This window comes from Yunchengibacter salinarum (assembly GCF_037658235.1).
In the GTDB taxonomy this organism is placed as follows: Bacteria; Pseudomonadota; Alphaproteobacteria; order Sphingomonadales; family Kordiimonadaceae; genus Yunchengibacter; species Yunchengibacter salinarum.
The window spans coordinates 205,816-226,317 of sequence record NZ_JBBJLN010000004.1 but is presented as its reverse complement, the minus strand read 5'-3'; the positions used below and the strand labels follow the sequence as shown (position 1 = coordinate 226,317).

Below are 20,502 nucleotides of genomic sequence, written 5' to 3'. Positions count from 1 at the left end.
CTTTGCGGGGTGTGGGTCAATCGGCGGGCCCGGTGGCGCCGGTAAAGCGGGCGACCAGATCCTGAACCCGATCCACACCGTCTATCATCAGGGGAGTAGTTACCGGCTTTTTAGGGGTGGGGACAAGGGCTTTTTCAAAGCCGAGCTTGGTTGCCTCCTTCAGGCGGGATTCCGTTTGCGCCGCGCCGCGCACATCGCCGGACAGGCTTATCTCGCCGAAACAGACGGCCCCCGCATCCAGCGGGATCAGGGTCATGGAGGACACCAGCGCCGCCGCCACGGCCAGATCGGCCGCCGGGTCGGAAATCTTCAGGCCGCCCGCCACATTCAGATACACGTCGCAACCCGCCAGACCCAGCCCGGCGCGGCTGTCCAGCACCGCCAGCACCATGGCCAGCCGTCCGCCATCCCAGCCAACCACGGCGCGGCGGGGATTGGCCGCGCTGGTGCGGGCCACCAGCGCCTGTATTTCCACCAGAACCGGGCGGCTGCCTTCCACCCCGGCAAAGACGGCGGCACCCGGCTCACGGCTGTTGCGATCCGACAGGAACAGTTCCGACGGGTTGGCCACTTCGCTCAATCCCTGGCCTGTCATCTCGAACACGCCGATTTCGTCCGTGCCGCCAAAGCGGTTTTTCACCGCGCGCAGAATGCGGAACTGGTGGCCCCGGTCGCCTTCAAAATAAAGCACCGTATCCACCATGTGCTCCAGCACGCGCGGGCCGGCGATCTGGCCGCCTTTCGTGACATGGCCGACGATCAGCACCACGGTGCCTTTGCGCTTGGCGAAACTGATCAGTTCATGGGCGCAGACCCGCACCTGGCTCACCGTGCCGGGGGCGCTTTCCACATGGTCGGCATACAGGGTCTGGATCGAATCGATCACCGCCACGGCGGGCGGCGGGCCGTCATCCAGCGTGGTCAGGATGTCCCGCAGATTGGTTTCGCAGCCAAGCCGCACCGGCGCGCCCTCGAATCCCAGGCGCTGGGCGCGCATTTGCACCTGGGCGGCGGCCTCCTCGCCGGAAAAGTAAACGCAGTCCAGGCCCGCCTTGGCCATATGCGATACCGCCTGCAAAAGCAGGGTGGACTTGCCGATGCCCGGATCGCCGCCGGTGAGAATGGCGCTGCCCCGCACCAGCCCGCCGCCAAGCGCCCGGTCCAGTTCGGCAATGCCGGTGGACAGCCGGGGCGCGTCTTCGGGTGGGCTGTCCAGGCTGGTCAGCGGTATGGTGCGACCGCCGCCGCCCTTGAGCCCCTTTGGCGCGCCGGATGTGGTGGATTCCTGTTCGCTGACCGTGTTCCACTGGCCGCATTCCTCGCAGCGGCCATGCCATCGGCTGAACACGGCGCCGCAGGCATTGCACGCGAATGTACGCCGCGCCTTCGCCATGTCAGGGCGCCCGGAGCGCCATGGTGATCGGCCCGTCCGCCCGGCCATGGATGAACTGATCCACATAGGGGCTGCCGGACCTGTCCACCTGATCCCGCGGGCCTTCCCAGATGATTTTGCCCTGATGGATCATGGCGATGCGATCCGCGATCTTGCGGGCGCTGGCCATGTCATGGGTGATGGAAATGGTGGTGGCGCCCAGATCGCGCACGCATTCCACGATCAGATCGTTGATCACGTCCGCCATGATCGGGTCCAGCCCGGTGGTGGGTTCGTCGAAAAAGATGATTTCGGGCTCGGCGGCGATGGCGCGGGCGAGCCCCACCCGCTTCTGCATCCCGCCGGAAAGCTCCGCCGGTTTGAGCGCGCCCACATCCGGCGTCAGCCCCACCCGGCGCAGCTTTTCAATGGCCACTTCGTGGGCGTCAGAGCGCTTCATGCCCTTGCCCTGAATCAGGCCGAACGCGACATTTTCCCAGACCGGCAGGCTGTCGAACAGGGCCGCGCCCTGAAACAACATGCCGAAGCGCGTCAGAACCGCCTTGCGCGCCGTGTCGCTGAGGCCGGTCACTTCCTGGCCGTCCACGCGGATATTGCCGCTGTCCGGCGTGATCAGGCCCAGCACGCATTTCAGCATGACACTTTTACCGGTGCCCGATCCGCCGATCACCACCAGGCTCTGGCCCGCCGCCACGCTGAGCGACAATCCGCGCAGCACATGCTTGGGGCCAAAGGATTTATGCACATCCTCAAGGGCGATTTTCGCAGTGGCTGTCCGGGTCATGCGTCGCTCCCGAAGACAAAGACGGTGATGATCAGGTTGGCGAGTAGAATGGTGATGAAGGCGGAAACCACCGCATTGGTGGTTGCCTTGCCCACGCCCTGGGCGCCGCCCTTGCTGTAATAGCCGTAAAAGCTGCCCATCAATGCCACGATGAAGCCGAAGACGGCGGCCTTGACCAGAGAAGAGACCACATCCGCCTTTTCCAGAAAGTCGGCGGTGACGTGAAGATAGGTGGCGCTGTTCAGCCCCAGATGGCCGGTGCCGATCACATAGCCGCCCATTACGCCGATAATGTTGGCCACGATCACCAGAAGCGGCAGGGTCAGCACCGCCGCCAGCAGGCGCGGCGCCACCAGATATTTGTAGGGATCGGTGGACAGGGTGACCAGTGCGTCTATCTGCTCGGTCACGCGCATGGTGCCCAGTTCGGCGGCCATGGCCGAGGACACGCGGCCCGCCACCATCAGCCCGCCCAGCACCGGACCCAGTTCCCGCACAATGGCGATAACCACCACGCCGGGCACGGCGCTTTCCGCATTGAAACGACTGCCGCCCACATAAATCTGCTGGGCCAGCGCGGCGCCGGTGAAAAGGGCTGTCAGGCCCACCACGGGAAGGCTGTTATAGCCGATCAGCCACATCTGTTTCAGCAGCACCTTCCAATAGAAAGGGGGCCGAACCAGATGGGCCAGCGCCATGCCGGCAAAGCGGGCAATACGACCGATTTCGGCCAGTGCGGCGAGAAAGGCATGGCCGATGGGGGCAAGCGGATTGAGGGACAAGGCGGACATGAGCGACCTTTTCTTTCTGGGCGTCGATGTTATAGCCAGTGCGCTGGAGCCTGATTTGGGCCAGAGCTGAACATTCTGGATCATGGTTGTGCGGCAGGGGGCACCTTCTGGTCAACTGCCGGTGAAATTGGGCGCTTTTCTTGCGGCGAAGGCCATCACGCCCTCCTTGCAGTCCTTGCTGCGCCCCGCGATACGCTGGGCTTCCGCCTCTGCTTGTAACTGGGTCGCATAGCTGTTGTCCGTCGATCGATTGAGAAGCTGGCGGATCTGACCGAGCGCAATGGTGGGGCCTTCGGCCAACTGGCGGGCCAGAAGCCGCGCCCGGTCCATCAGGGAGTCGTCGTCCACCACATCATAGATCAGGCCCCAGTCCTTAGCGGTCTGGGCCGGGATTTCCTCCCCCAGCATCATCATGGCACGGGCGCGCGGCAGGCCGATCAGGCGCGGCAACCAGTGGGAACTGCCCGCGTCCGGCACCAGACCGATCTTGACGAAGGACTGGATGAAACGCGCGCTGCGCGCCGCCACGGCGATGTCCCCCGCCACGGCCAGCGACATGCCCGCCCCGGCGGCCACGCCGTTGATGGCGGTCACCACGGGCAGGGGCAGGGCAGCCAATTCATTCATCAGCGGATTATAGCTGTCGATCAGGTCCGCGCCCGGATCGATGGCACCGCCCTGGGCGGCGGCTTCCATCAGGTCGGCGCCGCTGGAAAAGCCGCGCCCGGCACCGGTGATCAGCAGGGCGCGGGCGCCGCTGTCAGGTTTGCCCACGGTGCGAATCATGTGGGTCAGCTCGGATTTCAGGGCCTTGTTGAGCGCGTTCAGGCTATCCGGCCTGTTCAGCGTAAGAACGGCGAGGCCGTCTTCCATGTCCAGTGTGCAAACGCGACTGTCCGACATGCCCTTATCCCCCGGCTTTGACCACACGCGGCCAGGCGCGATGCCGTGACCGTGTCGGCACTCTAGGGCGTTTTGCGATCAGATTGAATCCCAAAATGTCAGAAGGCCGCGCCTGCGACCCGCCGTGTGTGTGATGCCCCCCGTGAGACTGCGCGGAGCCGCGCGCAGGGCGCGCTGGCGTGAGCGGAAAGAAAGCCCCGCAAGCGGCCTCAGCGTTTGATGTCCACCGGATGGCGCAGAAATTCCGGGATGTGCGGCCCCATGCCGACAACCGGCTCCTTGGGCCAGTCGCTCGATTCGAAGTCCGACTGCCGATAGTTCTGCCGACCGCCGCGCCCGCCCTTGGCATTGGCGTTCTTACGGTTGTCCCTGCGGTTCTCTTGCGCTCTCCCACGGGCCGGTTTTTCCGACTCCCTGGCCGATTTGGCATCGCTTTTCCGGCCTGTATCTTCCTCTGCCCGTGGCTGGTTGTCGGGTTTCTGGTCGCCGGGCGTTTGGGCCGCGCTGGCGGAACCGGAATTGTCCGTACTCTGTGCGGCGGCGCCCCCGGCCTGATCCGCACCTGCATCCGGCGCGCCGTTGTCGACCTTTTTGTCGGCATCCGCCTTGCGGCCCCGACCGCCGCGACGGCGGGCCCTGGGCTTGTCCTGAGACGGGCTGTCGCCCTTCTGATCATCTTTGGCGGCGGTGGCGACGGGCGCCTTGTCCGCGCCCTTTTCGTCCAGCGTCAGGGTTTCGAATTCTTTTTGGGTCAGCTTGGCAATGGCTTCGATCGCTTTCTGATCCACCTTGTTACTGGATACCAGCGTAAAAGCCTTGCCTTCGCGCCCGGCGCGGCCCGTGCGCCCCACGCGGTGCACATAGTCATCCGCATTATTGGGCACATCATAATTGAACACATGGCTGACCGCCGCGATATCCAGGCCGCGCGCCGCCACGTCAGACGCCACCAGAAGCTGGATATTGTCGTCTTTCAGGCCCTGTAGCACTTCCAGCCTGTCCACCTGCGCCATGTCGCCGTGCAACTGGCCCACGGACAGGCCGTGCCTTTGCAGGGATTCATAGACGATGCTCACATCCTTCTTGCGGTTGCAGAAGATGATGCCGTTCTGAATGTCTTCCCGTGCCACCAGCTTGCGCAGCGTGTCCCGCTTGGACTTGGCGTCCGACCCGGTATGGACGAGCATTTCCTTGATGGTGGCCGCCGTGGACGCGGGGCGGGAGACCTCGATCTTTTTCGGATCGTTCAGGAACTGCTTGGTCAGGCGGTCAATGGGCGGCGGCATGGTGGCGGAGAAGAACAGCGTCTGATGCTGCTTGGTGATCAGGCTGCAAATACGCTCCACATCCGGGATGAAGCCCATGTCCAGCATTCGATCCGCTTCATCCACCACCAGAATATCCAGCCCGTTCAGCAGCAGCTTGCCGCGCCCGAAATGATCCAGCAGGCGGCCCGGCGTGGCGATCAGCACATCGGCGCCGCGCTCCAGCGCCTGTTCCTGATCGTTGAAGTTCACGCCGCCGATCAGCAGCGCCATGTTCAGCTTGTGGTTCTGGCCATAGGTCTTGAAGGCATCTGCCACTTGTGCGGCCAGTTCGCGCGTCGGCTCCAGAATGAGCGAGCGCGGCATACGGGCCTTGGGGCGCCCCTCGGCCAGAATGTCGATCATCGGAAGCGTGAACCCGGCGGTTTTGCCGGTACCGGTTTGGGCGATGCCGAGAACATCGCGCCCCATGAGCACTTGCGGAATGGCCTGTGCCTGAATCGGGGTCGGGTCCGTGTAGCCGGACGCTTTCACAGCGGCCAGCGTGGCATCGCTCAGCCCAAGACGTTCAAATCCCATCAATATCCTGTTTCCCAACTTGTTGCGGGGTAGGGCGCGCCAGTATTTATCACCAAATGTGTCACCGTGAAGTCATGCGCGCGCACATGTGTGGCTCGCCCACGGCGAACCTTCGATTTGGCCGCAGCATAGAAAGATCGCACCAATTGTCAATTCAAGCCTGACGGGCACCGGAACAAATCGTTCACATGGATGCGCGCGGGGCTTAGATATCCAGTTCCGAAACGCGGCCCGCATTGTCCCGAATGAAGGTGAAGCGGCTTTCAGCCTTCTTGCCCATCAGTTGTTCCACCAATGAGCTTGCCAGTCGGGCTTCTTCAAGGTCTTCGGGCAGCGTGACCCGCAGCAGGGTGCGCCCTTCGGGGTTCATGGTGGTTTCCTTGAGCTGCGCGGGCGGCATTTCACCAAGCCCCTTGAAGCGGCTTACTTCCACCTTGCTGGCATTATTGAATTCTTCCGCCATCAGGCGATCCTTGTCCGCGTCGTCCCGGGCGTAGTGCACCTTGCCGCCCCTGGCCAGCCGGTATAGCGGCGGCTGCGCCAGATACAGGCGTCCTTCGCGCACCAGGCCCGGCATTTCGCGGAAGAAGAAGGTCATCAGCAGGGTGGCGATATGGGCGCCGTCCACATCGGCATCGCACATGATGATGATTTTTTCATAGCGCAGGGCGTCATTGTCATAGCTGTCCCCCGTGCCACAGCCGAGCGCCAGCATCAGATCACGGATTTCCTGATTGGCGGCGATCTTGTCCCGCGTGGCGGAGGCCACATTCAGGATCTTGCCGCGGATCGGCAGGACCGCCTGTGTCTTGCGGTCCCGCGCCTGTTTGGCCGAGCCACCGGCGCTGTCGCCTTCCACGATGTAGAGCTCGGTGCCTTGTGAGCCATTGCTGGCGCAGTCGGTGAGCTTGCCGGGCAAGCGCAGTCTGCGTTTGCCCACAGCGGTCTTGCGGCGGATTTCCCGTTCCTGGCGGCGGCGCAGCCGTTCTTCCATCCGCTCCACCGACCAGCCGAGCAGCCCGCCCGCCCGTTCCGGTTCCGCAGCGAGCCAGTGGTCGAAGGCATCGCGGATGGCATTGTCGGTCAGCCGGTGCGCTTCCGGTGTGGCCAGCTTGTCTTTGGTCTGGCCCTGAAACTGCGGCTCCCGGATGAAGATGGACAGCATTGCCGCGCTGGAGCCGAGCACATCTTCAGATGTGAGTTGCTGGCCCTTCTTGTTGCCCACCAGTTCCGCATAATTGCGCAGGCCCCGAAGCAGGGCATTGCGCAAGCCGTTTTCATGGGTGCCGCCCTGTGGCGTGGGAATGGTGTTGCAATAGCTCTGGGTGAAGCCTTCGCCGAATTCGGGCCAGTGCACGGCCCATTCGGCGCTGCCCTGGCCGTCCGGGAAACTGACCGCGCCGGCAAAGGGCTCGGCGGACACACAGGACCGCCCCTTCATGGTGTCGGCCAGATAATCGGCCAGCCCGCCGGGAAAGTGGAGCATGGCCTCTTCAGGAGTTTCATCCCCGTCGCCAAGGCGCGACGGTGCCGCTTTCCAGCGGATCTGCACCCCTTTGAAAAGATACGCCTTGGAGCGGACCATCTTGTAAAGCGTGGCCGGGGAGAAGGCCGCCGCCTCGCCGAAGATATCCGGGTCCGGCAGGAAGCGCGTGCGCGTGCCCCGTCGGTTCGCCACTGTGCCGCCGTCGCTGAGCGGCCCCGTGGGCTTGCCCCGCTCGAAGCTCTGCCGCCACAATTTCCGGTCCCGCGCCACTTCGATATCCATGCGGGCGCTGAGCGCGTTGACCACGGAGACCCCGACCCCGTGCAGGCCGCCGGACGTGGCATAGGCCTGGGAGGAAAACTTGCCGCCGGAATGAAGCGTGGTCAGGATCACTTCCAGCGCGGATTTTTCCGGGAATTTGGGGTGCGGGTCCACCGGGATGCCGCGGCCATTGTCCTGTACGGTGAGGGCGCCGTCTTCTTCCAGCGTCACCTCGATGCGGCTGGCATGGCCGGCTACCGCTTCATCCATGGAATTGTCGATGACCTCTGCGGCCAGATGGTGAAGGGCGCGGGAATCGGTGCCGCCGATATACATGCCGGGGCGTTGGCGCACTGGCTCCAGCCCCTCCAGTACCTCGATATCCTTGGCCGAATAGTCCGCGCTGGTGTGGCTAGCCTGGAAAAGGTCGCTCATGATGCGGCTCGAACCTCCTGATAACCGGGCCTTGCATGGCCCTCATAGCGGCCTGTCTTGGGGTAAACGAGCGGGGGGATACCGTCAAGCAGGGGGCGCGGGTCGTGCTTTTTATATGCGATTTCTGTTCCCTTGCCTGCGCCCCCGGTTTATCATGATTTCCCGGAAGACGCTGGCCATTGCTGCCGTCCCGTCAGCCGGTTTTGAAGTGACAGAAACCAGCCCGCAGCCTTCCGCTTTTAGCCGATGGTGAGCGTGGCGGCGCCCTGCGGGGCGAAGATTTGGGAATCGGAACAGATCATGACTGGGATCAGGCTTTTTTCCGCCATGCGCGCCCGCGCTGCCGGGCGCGAGACCGGCGCCCCGAAACCGGTGGTGGCCGTGGGGGATCGCTTCTGCCAGGAAGCCAGAAATTCCCCTGTCTGGGTCGTGGAGCGGGTGCATAATGTGGACAGCCACCGCTTCCCGCTGGTTTCCCTGCGGCGGGAACAATATCCCGACCTGACAAAAACCGTATCCATGGAAGCGCTGCTGCGCGGGCGGGATTTCCGGCCCGCCGGATAATCGAGCCGGGTTTGCGGCGTCAGCCCCTTTGAACGCGGCTGGCGCCCCAGGCCCGGGCCGGGGGTGGTGCTGGCCATTGAAACGATGTGGGCGGGCCAGCCCGATCAATCGAACAGTTTATCGATATCTTCCTGGGTCTGGGCGTCGCTGGCCTCCGGCGCGGGGGCCGATCTGCTCTGTGCCAGGTCATGATCCGCCAGGGCTTCCATGGGCTTGCCGTGGATCACCTTGTTCAGGCGGAGCAGGGTTTCCTGAATTTCGCTGACCCGGCGCCGGGTGAATTCCTGCGCCTCCGGGCTCAGGCCGCGTTCCGTGGCGTTCACCTGCTGAAGCGCCTTCAGCGTTCCCATGATCAGAGTGTCCAGATCGCCGGAAACCTGATCGAACGCACCGCGCACATCGTCCGGCGCCAGATTGAAGGCATCTTCCGCCAGTTCCTTGGCGGCAAAACCGCTGTCCCGGAAATGCTGAACATAGCTCTTGGGTTGCCAGCCAAAGGCATCTTCCGCCAGTTCCGGCATGTCGGGCACCATTTCAAGCAGCATGGCTATCTCATTGTAATGATTGAGATAATCGGTTGCCAGAAAGCTCTTTGGATTGATGTTTGCTGCTTCGAGGCTGCCCTGAATGGCTTTTTGTTCCGGGGTCAAACACTCACTCATGCCACTGTCTGCTCTTTGCCTTGACCTTCTCACATGCGTGAATCCGCAAGCCCTGACTATAGGCCACGGCTGAGCTGCCTGTACAGGCTTCATCTGTCCGTGTGCCGGGTTCATGCGGGGAATGTGTCTGCACGCTCATGGCAGGCCGTTAAAAAAGGGGAGCGCCGAAGCGCCCCCCAATGGTTCATGCTGGCTGACCGCGTGGGATCAACTGCTGTAATACATGTCGAACTCGACCGGGTGCGGGGTCAGGTCCAGGCGTTCCACTTCTTCCATCTTGAGGTCGATATAGCCATCGATCAGGTCGTCGCTGAATACATCGCCCTTGGTCAGGAAGTCCCGGTCGCTGTCCAGCGCCTCAAGCGCTTCACGCAGGTTGCGGGCCACGGTGGGAATGCCTTGCAGCTCTTCCGGCGGCAGGGCGTACAGGTCCTTGTCCATGGCGTCGCCCGGATGGATCTTGTTCTCGATCCCGTCAAGGCCGGCCATCAGCATGGCGGAGAAGGCCAAATAGGGGTTGGCCGTGGCATCGGGGAAGCGGATTTCCACACGCTTGGCCTTGGGGCTGGACGTGAAGGGAATGCGGCAGCTTGCCGACCGGTTCCGGCTGGAATAAGCCAGCAGAACCGGGGCTTCGAAGCCCGGCACCAGGCGCTTGTAGCTGTTGGTGGACGGGTTGGAGAAGGCATTGATCGCCTTGGCGTGCTTGATGATGCCGCCGATATAGTAAAGCGCGGTATCGGACAGGTCCGCATATCCGCTGCCTGCGAAAAGCGGCTTGCCGTCTTTCCAGATGGACTGGTGCACATGCATACCGGACCCGTTGTCCGCCGCGACCGGCTTGGGCATGAAGGTGGCTGTCTTGCCATAGGTGTGCGCCACCTGATGAACCACATATTTATAGACCTGCACATTGTCTGCGGTGCCGGTCAGCGTGGAGAAGGTAATGCCCAGTTCGTGCTGGGAAGCGGCCACCTCGTGGTGGTGCTTGTCCATGTTCAGGCCCATTTCCTTCATCACCTTGACCATTTCACCGCGCAGGTCCTGGCCGCTGTCCACCGGCGGTACCGGGAAATAGCCGCCCTTGGCACGCGGACGGTGGCCGGAGTTGGGTTCTTCCGGGAAGTGGCGGGCGGTGTTGTAGGGGCCTTCCACGTCGTCAATGGCGTACATGGCGTGGGCATAGTCGGATTTGAATTTTACATCGTCAAAGACGAAAAATTCCGGTTCCGGGCCGAAGAAGCAGGTGTCCCCGACGCCGGTGAACTTGAGATATTCCTCGGCCTTCTTGGCGACAGAGCGGGGGTCGCGGCCATAGGGCTGGCCGGTGGTGGGCTCCAGCACGTCGCAGAAGACCACGAGGGTCGTATCGGCGAAGAACGGGTCCGCGGTCACGCTGTTCAGGTCCGGCATGAGCAGCATGTCCGACTCGTTGATCTCTTTCCAGCCATTGATGGACGAGCCGTCGAACAGGATGCCTTCTTCCAGCATCTCTTCGTCCACCACTTCGGCATCCATGGTCAGGTGTTGCCATTTGCCCTTGGGGTCGGAGAAGCGCAGGTCGATCCACTCGGCCTCCAGTTCCTTGACGAGGCTGAGAAAGTCTTCAGCGGAGAGATTGCTGTATTTCGACATGGGTATCCTTTCGTGCTGTGCTGCGATTGATGGCCGACTGACGTGCCGGCGCTGTTGCTAAGCGGCCCTGGGGTCCCGGCCCCGCGGGTGCGGCGCTCAGGGCGTCCGGGCCGACTGAGTGGTCTTGACCTCCAGCGCGTCCTGACTTCCAACGCATCAGGGCACGCCCGGTTTCCGGGAGCGCCCTGAGGGGGTCCTTGTGGCGGATCGGGCCCCGCTTATCTCCCGCACCTGGAAAGAAGGGGCCGGGACAAGATCGGACAAGGGCAGGGCGCGCCGGCCTCGATAAAGAGGCGGGCGCTAGATGGCATCCGCCCCGGTTTCGCCGGTGCGAATGCGAATCGCTTCCTCAACCGGACTGACGAAAATCTTGCCGTCCCCGATGCGGCCAGTGTGAGCGGCGCTGCGGATGGCTTCCACGGCGCGTTCCGCCTGGCTGTCATCCAGCACCACTTCCACTTTCACCTTGGGAACGAAATCCACCACATATTCGGCACCGCGATAGAGTTCGGTATGCCCTTTCTGGCGACCAAAGCCCTTTGTTTCGGCCACGGTAATGCCGGAAATCCCGATATCGTGCAGGGCTTCTTTGACTTCATCAAGCTTGAACGGCTTGATAATCGCTTCGATTTTTTTCATTTCGCACTCGCCAAATTGAATTGAACGCTACACCACGTTAGCAGGGAGTGTGCCAAGCCGGAAGGTCCGAAAAAAGCCCGCTTGCCGGGGGGTAAGGGCTGCATGGCGCCCGGAAGTGACCGTCTGCTGTGCGCTCATTTGCACAATATTTAATCAGATGCACAGGAACTGACCTTCCGGTGGTGCGTTGTTCGAAGTGGAGGGAGTGGGTTGCTGTCATGCTATGCCCGCTTAGCCCTTGACGGGACGGATCGGCTCGAATAAATGGGGCGCGTTCCCAGATCGTGGCGGGTGTAGCTCAGTTGGTTAGAGCGCCAGATTGTGACTCTGGAGGTCGCCGGTTCAAATCCGGTCACTCGCCCCACTCACCACTTTTCCGTAAAGGCCCCTTTCGGGGTCTTTTTCATTTGATACACTGCGCGCCTTTCATGGCGGGGTCGGGTCGGGCCTGGTCGAAGTCCAGCGAAAACCGGGGGTGCGCGGGTGTTTTCTGTCTTTCCCACACTTTTAACACCGAGCGAATCGGCCAAAGCTGATTCGCTTGCCACGCAGTCGGGCGTTTCCGGGCAGTCCCTGATGGAAGCGGCGGGGCGCGGCGTAGCGGAATGCGCGCTCGTGTATCTGGGCCTTCCCTCGGATTTGTCGGGCCCCGTGGTGGTGGTGTGCGGACCGGGCAATAATGGCGGGGATGGCTATGTGGCCGCCCGTTATCTGCGTGATTGGGGCTTTGATGTGCGGCTGCTGGCCTGGGGCGACCCGGCGCGTCTGGCCGGCGATGCCAGGGCCATGTATGCGGCGTGGGGCGGGCCCGTGCTACCTGCGGCGCCGGATGCGCTGAGCGGGGCTTCGGTCATTATAGATGCCCTTCTGGGGGCGGGGCTGTCCCGCCCGGTGGACGGGGAGATGGCCGATCTTGTGAATGCGATCAATGCGGCGGATGCCTTCCGGCTGGCCGTGGACTTGCCCAGCGGGCTGGACGGCGAGACGGGCAGGGCGCCCGGCGCCTGCGTGCGGGCCGATGCCACGGTCACATTTTTTACGCGAAAACCAGGCCATGTGCTGGTGCCGGGGCGATTCTATTGTGGCGGCAATGAAGACGTGCATGTGGTGGATATCGGCATTCCGCCTGAAGTGCTGGACGAAATCGCACCCCGGTGTTTCGAGAACGCGCCCGCCCTGTGGGGGGGCGGGTGGCCGTTGCCGGGGCCGCATACCTATAAATATGGTCGCGGTCATGCGCTGGTTCTGGGTGGGCGTGAACCGGCGCTGGGTGCTTGTCGCCTGTCGTCCATGGCCGCGCTCAGGGCCGGATGCGGGCTGGTGACGCTGGGCGCGCCGTCCGAGACCTATCCCATGCAGGCCACCGCGCTGACCGATGTGATGGTGCGGAAATTCGAGGTGCCGGTGGGGTTTCTGGCCATGCTGTCCGACCCCCGGATCAGCGCCGTCCTGCTGGGGCCGGGCGCTGGCGTGGGGGAAAAGACCGGGCAGATGGTGCGGGACGTGATCGCCAAGGGCCGCGCCGTGGTGCTGGATGCGGATGCGCTGACCAGCATGGCGGGGCGTGTGGCCGATCTGTCCACGGGGGAGGTGGACGTGGTTTTGACCCCCCATGAGGGCGAGTTCGCCCGCCTGTTCCCGGACCTTGACCCCGCGGATCGGGTGCCTTCCGCGCGGGCCGCGGCCCAAATGAGCGGGGCCGTCGTGGTGCTGAAGGGGGTGGATACGGTTGTGGCGCACCCCGATGGTCGGGTCAGTATCAATCAGAGCGCGCCGGCCTGGCTTTCCGTGGCGGGTACAGGGGATGTGCTGGCCGGGGTGATCACCGGTCTGCTGGCTCAGGGCATGTCGGGCTTCGATGCGGCCAGTGCCGGGGTGTGGCTTCATGGCCGGGCCGGTCTTCATGCGGGGCGCGGCCTGATCGCCAGCGACCTGCTGGGCAGCATCAAGGCGGTGCTGCCATAGGTGCGGGGCCTGATGCGGGCAGCTCGACGCCGCTCATGCCGGAAAAAACTTGTACTCATCCGCGCGGCTGTTATAAGCCCGATCAGCGCGCGGGCCTCTGCCATCATGGCGGTGGCCCCATTCGGTTTTTGACGGCCATCAGGGTCGGCTTTGTTGCCGGTTGGTCAAGGCGGGCGTGGCGGAATTGGTAGACGCGCCAGATTTAGGTTCTGGTGTCCTCTGGACGTGGGGGTTCAAGTCCCTCCGCCCGCACCATGTCGGCAGGCCGGGGCTGCTTTTCGAGGCGGCCCTGTCGGGTCCCTGACGGCGAGACAGGCTTTTAGGAAAGTGGTTTAGCCATGCATATCGAAGAACTGCTGAATGACGGATTGAAACGGGAATACAAGGTGGTGGTTCCGGCGGACGATCTGGAAAGCCGCATGGAGACCATCCTGGATGATTTCCGGGCCAATGTGGCGATGAAGGGCTTTCGCAAGGGCAAGGCGCCCATGTCGCTGCTGAAAAAGATGCATGGCGACAAGGCGATGAATCAGGTGATTTCCGAAACCATGCAGGAAACCACCCAGAAGGTGCTGGAAGAAAAGGACGTGCGTCCCGCCACCCAGCCCGACGTGGAGATGGATGAATTCGAGCAGGGCTCGGACCTGTCCTTCACCATGAAGATGGAAATTCTGCCCGCCATCGAAACGGAAGGTTTCACGGCGCCCAAACTGGAGCGCTGGACTGCCGAGGTATCCGACAAGGATGTGGACGAAGCGCTGGAACGCATTGCGGCGGACCAGAAGTCCTTCCGCGCCGCGGCCAAGACGGCCAAGGCGAAGGACGGTGACGCGGTCCTGATCGATTTCGTTGGCCGTGTGGACGGTGAGGAATTCGAGGGCGGCAAGGCGGAAGGTCACCAGCTTGAGCTGGGCTCCGGCAGCTTCATTCCGGGCTTTGAAGAGCAACTGGTGGGCGTCAAGGCCGGTGACGAGAAGGTCGTTACCGTCACCTTCCCGGAACAATACCAGGCCGAGCAACTGGCCGGTAAGGAAGCGGAATTCACCGTGACCGTTCAGGAAGTGCAGAAGCCTGCCGAGGCCGCCGTGGACGACGACATGGCGAAGAATCTCGGCTTTGACGATCTGGACGCGCTGAAAGAACAGGTGCGTAGCCAGATCGAGAGCGAGACCGGCAATCTGACCCGCGCGCATCTCAAGCGCCAGCTTCTGGACCAACTGGCCGAAAGCTATGATTTCGAGGTGCCCCAGAACATGGTGGACATGGAATTCCGCCAGATATGGGAGCAGATCAAGCGGGATGCCATTCAGTCCGGCGAGGCCACAGAGGAAGAGTTCGAAGGGCTGGACGAGCCCAAGGACCCGAAAGAGGCCGAGGAATTCAAGCAGATCGCCGAGCGCCGCGTGCGGCTTGGGCTGCTGCTGTCCGAGCTGGGTGTGAAGAATGACATCGACGTGACCCAGGACGAGGTTAATCAGCGCATGGTTCAGGAAGCCCGTCGCTTCCCTGGCCAGGAAATGCAGGTCTTCCAGTTCTTCCAGCAGAACGAGCAGGCCCGTGCCCAGTTGCGCGCCCCCATCTTTGAAGAGAAGGTGGTGGACTTCATCCTGGAAATGGCCGAGATGGACGAGAAGTCGGTTTCCCGTGATGAACTGGTCAAGGCTGTTCAGGAGATCGACGAGGAAGAGGCCGACCCCAAGAAGGCGGCCAAGCGTCAGACCGGCAAGTCCGGCGGTGGCAAGAAGGCTGCGTCCAGCAAAAGCACGAGCAAGAAGAGCGCGGCCAAGGACGACGCGGGCGAGGGCACGGAGAAAAAGACGGCTGGCAAGTCCACCGCCAAGAAATCCACTGCCAAATCAACCGCCAAATCCGGCACATCCAAGTCCACCGGCGCCAAGGCTGGCGCGGCGAAGAAGAGCGCATCCGGTGAATCCAAGGCATCCGGCGCGTCCAAAAGCGCGGCGAAAAAGCCCGCTGCCAAGAGCGCGGCCAAGTCCACTGCCAAGTCCGGCACGGCGAAAAAGGCTACCGACAAGGGCGACTGATCGGGCCTTTGACCACGATCGATGTGAGCAACCTTATCAGAAAGGGGCCTGCCTTAACGGGCGGGCCTCTTTTCTCATGAAGCTTCTGTTTTGTCGTGAATCTTATGTGCGGGAGGGCGGGACCCCGTGACGCGGACGGGCGGGGCTGCGCGGCCCGCGGGCGGTTTTGCACCGAGCAGGCCGGGGCGTTTGATGGTCCGCCGTGTGCGGTCCATGCTTGCCGGGCTTCAATCTTGTCTGCTAAGCCTTGCCTGATTTGAATTTCCGGCTATATCCGCCGTCCGGCGGCAGCGTGTTCGGCGTTTCCCCCTTGAGGAGTTTCCAATGACCGATTTTCTTGAGACCTATGCCAGTACCCTTGTTCCCATGGTGGTGGAGCAGACCAACCGCGGGGAACGGTCTTATGATATTTTCTCCCGGCTGCTGAAGGAACGCATCATTTTCCTGACCGGGCCGGTCAATGATCATGTGAGCCAGCTTGTGGTGGCCCAGCTCCTGTTTCTGGAGGCGGAAAACCCCAAAAAGGACATTTCGTTCTACATCAATTCGCCCGGCGGCGTGGTGACCAGCGGTCTGGCCATGTATGACACCATGCAATATATCCGGCCCAAGGTGGCCACCATGTGCGTGGGGCAGGCCAGTTCCATGGGGTCGCTGCTGCTCGCTGCCGGGGAGCCGGGGATGCGCTATGCGCTGCCCAATGCGCGTATCATGATTCACCAGCCTTCCGGCGGTGCCCAGGGGCAGGCCGCGGATATCGAAATCCAGGCCCGTGAGATCCTCAAGCTGCGGGAGCGACTGAACAGAATCTATCAGCACCACACGGGTCAGACCATGGACGCCATTGAAAAGGCGATGGACAGGGACAATTTCATGGACCCGGAGATGGCCAGGGAATTCGGCCTGATCGATGAAGTGTATGACCGCCGCAAGGGCGAGGGCCAGGATGAGGAGGACTAGACTCCGGCCAGCGCAGGGAATGCGGTGCCGCCCAAGTTTTTTGTTGTGGACCACAGCGGCGGCAAGCTACCATCACCCCAAGCGAAACCACTGGGAAAGCGGTGACAACTTTGAGTAATAGCGACTCCAAAAACACGCTCTATTGTTCCTTCTGCGGCAAAAGCCAGCATGAAGTGCGCAAGCTGATCGCCGGGCCAACGGTATTCATCTGCGACGAGTGCGTGGAGCTGTGCAACGACATCATCAAGGAAGAGAGCAAGAACGCCCTCTCCAAGGATTCGGACGGTGTGCCGTCCCCGCGCGAGATTCTCGGCGTGCTGGATGATTATGTGATCGGGCAGTCCGCCGCCAAGCGGGTTCTGGCGGTCGCCGTGCACAACCACTACAAGCGGCTGAACCATGTGTCCTCCGGCGCCAGCGAGGTGGAGCTGTCCAAGTCCAATATCCTGCTGATCGGGCCGACCGGCTGCGGCAAGACATTGCTGGCCCAGACTTTGGCGCGGATTCTGGATGTGCCCTTCACCATGGCGGATGCCACCACGCTGACCGAGGCGGGTTATGTGGGCGAGGATGTGGAAAACATCATCCTGAAGCTGCTGCAAAGCGCCGACTACAATGTGGAGCGGGCGCAGCGTGGCATCGTCTATATCGACGAGGTGGACAAGATCAGCCGCAAGTCGGACAATCCGTCCATCACGCGGGATGTCTCCGGCGAGGGTGTGCAGCAGGCACTGCTGAAGATCATGGAAGGCACGGTGGCCAGCGTTCCCCCTCAGGGCGGGCGCAAGCATCCGCAGCAGGAATTCCTGCAGGTGGACACCACCAATATCCTGTTCATCTGCGGCGGTGCGTTTTCCGGTCTGGAAAAGGTGATTTCCAATCGCCTGCAAGGTCGGTCCATCGGTTTCGGCGCCAAGGTTGCCGCGCCCGATGAGCGAGGAACCGGCGAATTGTTCATGGAGACCGAGCCGGAAGACCTGCTGAAATTCGGGCTGATCCCGGAATTTGTGGGTCGCCTGCCAGTGATCGCCACGCTTGAGGATCTGGACGCGGACGCGCTGGTGCAGATTCTGACCGAGCCGAAGAATGCGCTGGTCAAGCAGTATGAGACCCTGTTCGACATGGAAGACGTGACCCTGACCTTCACCGAGGAAGCGCTATACGCCATCGCCCACAAGGCGATCGAGCGCAAGACCGGTGCGCGGGGTCTGCGTTCGATCATGGAGGATGCGCTGTTGGAAACCATGTTTGACCTGCCGAGCCTGGACGGCGTTGAAGAAATCGTCATCAACCCGGATGTGGTCAGCGGTGAGGCCAAGCCCCTGCATATCTATGCTGATCGACGGGACGAGGCGGGGCAGCCCGCCTGACCGGCACGCATTGGGCGAGAAAGGTGGCTCTTTCAGTCGGGCGCGCATGGGTCACTTGAACCTGTGGGCGCCCGTTCCCATTTCAGACAGTAAGGGACGCAGGGGCGCCGTCGGGTGAGTCCGGCACAGCTCCCTTGACCGTTCAGGTGATAACAACAATCAGGTGGTGTTTATCCATGTCCGATTCTCCCCAGACCCATGACAGCGAGACCCGGGGCGGCGAAAGCATGACCCTTCCGGTTCTGCCCCTTCGGGATATTGTGGTTTTTCCCCATATGATCGTTCCGCTCTTTGTCGGGCGCGACAAATCCGTGCGCGCGCTTGAGGAAGTGATGGAAAAAGACAAGCAGATCATGCTTGCGACCCAGAAGGATGCCAATGTGGACGATCCCGGTACGGAAGACGTGTACCGGGAAGGCGCCCTTGCCACCGTGCTGCAATTGCTGAAGCTGCCGGATGGCACGGTAAAGGTGCTGGTGGAAGGTGTCAGTCGCGCCCGCATCGACAGCTTCACCCGCTCGGATGACTATTTCGAGGCGGAGAACACGCTGGTGGCGGAAGCCGACAGCGATCATGAGGATGTGGAGGCGCTCAGCCGCTCCAACATTTCCCAGTTCGAGCAATATGTGAAGCTGAACAAGAAAATTCCGTCCGAAGTGCTGGTTACGGTGAACCAGATCGATGATCCGGCCAAGCTCGCGGATACCATTGCATCCCATCTGGCGCTCAAGGTGGAGGACAAGCAGAATCTTTTGGCCACCGCTTCCGTCCGGGACCGGCTGGAGCGGATCTATTCCTTCATGGAAGGCGAGATCGGCGTGTTGCAGGTGGAGAAGAAAATCCGTGGCCGGGTCAAGCGCCAGATGGAGAAGACCCAGCGCGAATATTATCTCAATGAGCAGCTTAAGGCGATCCAGAAGGAACTGGGCGAAGGCGACGAAGGCCGGGAAGAGCTTCAGGAGCTGGAGGAAAAGCTTGAAAAGACCAAGCTGAGCAAGGAAGCCCGCGAAAAGTGCGAGCAGGAGCTGAAAAAGCTCAAGTCCATGAGCCCGATGTCCGCGGAAGCCACGGTGGTGCGCAACTATCTGGACTGGATGCTGTCTATCCCGTGGGGCAAGAAAAGCCGGATCAAGAAGGATATCAAGGCCGCCCAGAAGGTTCTGGATGAGGACCATTACGGCCTGGAGAAGGTGAAAGAGCGGATCATCGAATATCTCGCGGTGCAGCAGCGTGCCCGCAAGGTGAAGGGGGCGATTCTGTGTCTGGTCGGCCCGCCCGGCGTGGGCAAGACCTCCCTTGGCAAATCCATTGCCCGCTCCACCGGGCGGGAGTTCGTCCGATTCTCGCTCGGCGGCGTGCGGGACGAGTCCGAGATTCGCGGCCACCGGCGCACCTATATCGGCTCCATGCCCGGCAAGATCATGCAGTCCCTGAAAAAGGCGGGCACCAGCAACCCGCTGTTCCTGCTGGATGAGATCGACAAGATGGGGCAGGACTTCCGTGGCGATCCGGCATCCGCCCTGCTGGAAGTGCTGGACCCGGAGCAGAACGCCAAGTTCAACGACCATTATCTGGAAGTGGATTACGATCTTTCCAATGTGATGTTCGTCACCACCGCCAACTCCCTCAACATGCCGCGGCCCTTGCTGGACCGCATGGAGATCATCCGGCTTTCCGGGTACACCGAGGAGGAAAAACTGGAGATCGCCAAGCGGCACCTGATTCCCAAGCAGTTGAAGGATCACGGCCTGAAAGCGGGGGAGTGGAAAATTTCCGATGGCGCCCTCCGGGACCTGATCCGCTATTACACCCGTGAAGCCGGGGTGCGGAACCTGGAACGGGAGATCGCCAAGCTGGCCCGTAAGGCGGTCAAGGAAATCGTCTCCCGCGAGAAGGACTCGATCAGCGTCACGGTCAAGAATCTGGGCCAGTATGCCGGGGTTCGGCGCTTCCGGTATGGCGAGATCGAGGAAGAGGACCTGGTGGGTGTGACCACTGGGCTCGCCTATACGGAAATGGGCGGCGAGCTTTTGTCGATTGAGGCGATCACGGTGCCGGGCAAGGGCAATGTGAAGCAGACCGGCAAGCTGGGCGACGTGATGAAGGAATCGATTGATGCGGCCCGCTCCTATGTGCGCAGCCGTGCCCCGGATTTCGGCATCCAGCCCAAGGTCTTTGAGAAGCGGGACGTGCATGTGCATGTGCCGGAAGGCGCCACCCCGAAGGATGGGCCGAGCGCGGGGGTCGCCATGTGCACCTCGCTCGTGTCTGTGTTGACCGGCGTGCCGGTGCGGCGCGATGTGGCCATGACCGGGGAGGTGACGCTTCGGGGCCGGGTGCTGCCCATTGGCGGCCTGAAGGAAAAGCTGCTGGCCGCGCTTCGGGCCGGGATCAAGACGGTCCTGATTCCCAAGGAAAACGAAAAGGACCTGGCCGAAATCCCGGACAATGTGAAATCAGGGCTGAAAATCGTTCCCGTCTCTCGGGTGGAGGAAGTGCTGACCCATGCTCTTGCCGGCCCCCTGAAGCCCATTGAATGGGAGGACGACCCCCTTGGCGGGCTGTCCCACGAGGAGGACGAAGACCCCGCCGAGGAGCGCATGACGCACTGATCCGGTTCGGATATACAGGCCCGTTTCGGGTGAAAAATAAAAAAGCCGCAGGATTCTGCGGCTTTTTGCTTTGACAGATCAATTTCCCTCCCCCTAAACTGCGGGCGCATTTCGAAATCGGAAAAACGAAAGCACGCTCTTCAACTCAGAGGG

The 20,502-nt window shown here is 62.1% G+C and carries 15 protein-coding genes and 2 tRNA genes; 8 read left to right on the top strand and 9 right to left on the bottom strand.

Features of this window, described 5'->3' with window-relative positions:
- Positions 1 to 16: 16 nt before the first annotated feature.
- From radA to parE, 6 genes are all read right to left on the bottom strand, one after another.
- Positions 17 to 1,393: a DNA repair protein RadA gene (radA, locus tag WGH93_RS06050; RefSeq protein ID WP_374763965.1), complete on the bottom strand. Its 1,377-nt coding sequence runs from the start codon at positions 1,391 to 1,393 to the stop codon at positions 17 to 19.
- Between the two features lies 1 nt (position 1,394).
- On the bottom strand, positions 1,395 to 2,177 hold the full coding sequence (locus WGH93_RS06045; RefSeq protein ID WP_374763964.1) for an ABC transporter ATP-binding protein: 783 nt from the start codon (positions 2,175 to 2,177) through the stop codon (positions 1,395 to 1,397).
- The gene (locus WGH93_RS06040) at positions 2,174 to 2,968 is read right to left on the bottom strand and encodes an MlaE family ABC transporter permease (protein WP_374763963.1); all 795 of its coding nucleotides are present in this window, start codon (positions 2,966 to 2,968) and stop codon (positions 2,174 to 2,176) included. The genes WGH93_RS06045 and WGH93_RS06040 overlap by 4 nt, the downstream gene beginning before the upstream one ends.
- A 111-nt stretch (positions 2,969 to 3,079) precedes the next feature.
- A complete protein-coding gene (locus WGH93_RS06035) occupies positions 3,080 to 3,871 on the bottom strand; it encodes an enoyl-CoA hydratase-related protein (RefSeq protein ID WP_374763962.1) in 792 nt (263 codons plus the stop codon).
- A 209-nt stretch (positions 3,872 to 4,080) separates the two neighbouring features.
- On the bottom strand, positions 4,081 to 5,715 hold the full coding sequence (locus tag WGH93_RS06030; RefSeq protein ID WP_374763961.1) for a DEAD/DEAH box helicase: 1,635 nt from the start codon (positions 5,713 to 5,715) through the stop codon (positions 4,081 to 4,083).
- Between the two features lie 205 nt (positions 5,716 to 5,920).
- The gene (gene parE, locus WGH93_RS06025; RefSeq protein WP_374763960.1) at positions 5,921 to 7,897 is read right to left on the bottom strand and encodes a DNA topoisomerase IV subunit B; all 1,977 of its coding nucleotides are present in this window, start codon (positions 7,895 to 7,897) and stop codon (positions 5,921 to 5,923) included.
- A 300-nt stretch (positions 7,898 to 8,197) separates the two neighbouring features.
- Between parE and WGH93_RS06020 the strand changes: the two genes are divergently transcribed.
- Complete coding sequence (locus WGH93_RS06020) at positions 8,198 to 8,461, top strand: hypothetical protein (RefSeq protein WP_374763959.1); 264 nt, start codon at positions 8,198 to 8,200, stop codon at positions 8,459 to 8,461.
- Between the two features lie 104 nt (positions 8,462 to 8,565).
- On the opposite strand, the gene WGH93_RS06015 is transcribed toward WGH93_RS06020, so the two are convergent.
- The 3 genes from WGH93_RS06015 to WGH93_RS06005 form a co-directional block, all read right to left on the bottom strand.
- Positions 8,566 to 9,123 (bottom strand): hypothetical protein, encoded by a 558-nt coding sequence (locus tag WGH93_RS06015; RefSeq protein ID WP_374763958.1) that lies wholly within the window; start codon positions 9,121 to 9,123, stop codon positions 8,566 to 8,568.
- 207 nt (positions 9,124 to 9,330) lie between these two features.
- On the bottom strand, positions 9,331 to 10,758 hold the full coding sequence (glnA, locus tag WGH93_RS06010; protein ID WP_374763957.1) for a type I glutamate--ammonia ligase: 1,428 nt from the start codon (positions 10,756 to 10,758) through the stop codon (positions 9,331 to 9,333).
- Between the two features lie 300 nt (positions 10,759 to 11,058).
- A complete protein-coding gene (locus tag WGH93_RS06005) occupies positions 11,059 to 11,397 on the bottom strand; it encodes a P-II family nitrogen regulator (protein WP_374763956.1) in 339 nt (112 codons plus the stop codon).
- Between the two features lie 287 nt (positions 11,398 to 11,684).
- Between WGH93_RS06005 and WGH93_RS06000 the strand changes: the two genes are divergently transcribed.
- The 7 genes from WGH93_RS06000 to lon all read left to right on the top strand — a co-directional run bounded on the left by WGH93_RS06000 (position 11,685) and on the right by lon (position 20,349).
- Positions 11,685 to 11,761, top strand: a tRNA-His gene (locus WGH93_RS06000).
- A 119-nt stretch (positions 11,762 to 11,880) separates the two neighbouring features.
- Positions 11,881 to 13,362, top strand: a complete 1,482-nt coding sequence (locus WGH93_RS05995) for an NAD(P)H-hydrate dehydratase (RefSeq protein ID WP_374763955.1) — start codon at positions 11,881 to 11,883, stop codon at positions 13,360 to 13,362.
- 169 nt (positions 13,363 to 13,531) lie between these two features.
- A tRNA-Leu gene (locus WGH93_RS05990) sits at positions 13,532 to 13,617 on the top strand.
- An 83-nt stretch (positions 13,618 to 13,700) separates the two neighbouring features.
- Positions 13,701 to 15,407 carry a trigger factor gene (gene tig / locus WGH93_RS05985; RefSeq protein ID WP_374763954.1) on the top strand — a complete coding sequence of 569 codons (1,707 nt, stop codon included), beginning with the start codon at positions 13,701 to 13,703 and terminating at the stop codon, positions 15,405 to 15,407.
- 324 nt (positions 15,408 to 15,731) lie between these two features.
- Positions 15,732 to 16,367 carry an ATP-dependent Clp endopeptidase proteolytic subunit ClpP gene (gene clpP, locus WGH93_RS05980; protein WP_374763953.1) on the top strand — a complete coding sequence of 212 codons (636 nt, stop codon included), beginning with the start codon at positions 15,732 to 15,734 and terminating at the stop codon, positions 16,365 to 16,367.
- 101 nt (positions 16,368 to 16,468) lie between these two features.
- Positions 16,469 to 17,737: an ATP-dependent Clp protease ATP-binding subunit ClpX gene (gene clpX, locus WGH93_RS05975; protein ID WP_374763952.1), complete on the top strand. Its 1,269-nt coding sequence runs from the start codon at positions 16,469 to 16,471 to the stop codon at positions 17,735 to 17,737.
- Positions 17,738 to 17,913: 176 nt separating this feature from the next.
- A complete protein-coding gene (gene lon, locus WGH93_RS05970) occupies positions 17,914 to 20,349 on the top strand; it encodes an endopeptidase La (protein WP_374763951.1) in 2,436 nt (811 codons plus the stop codon).
- Positions 20,350 to 20,502: the final 153 nt, after the last annotated feature.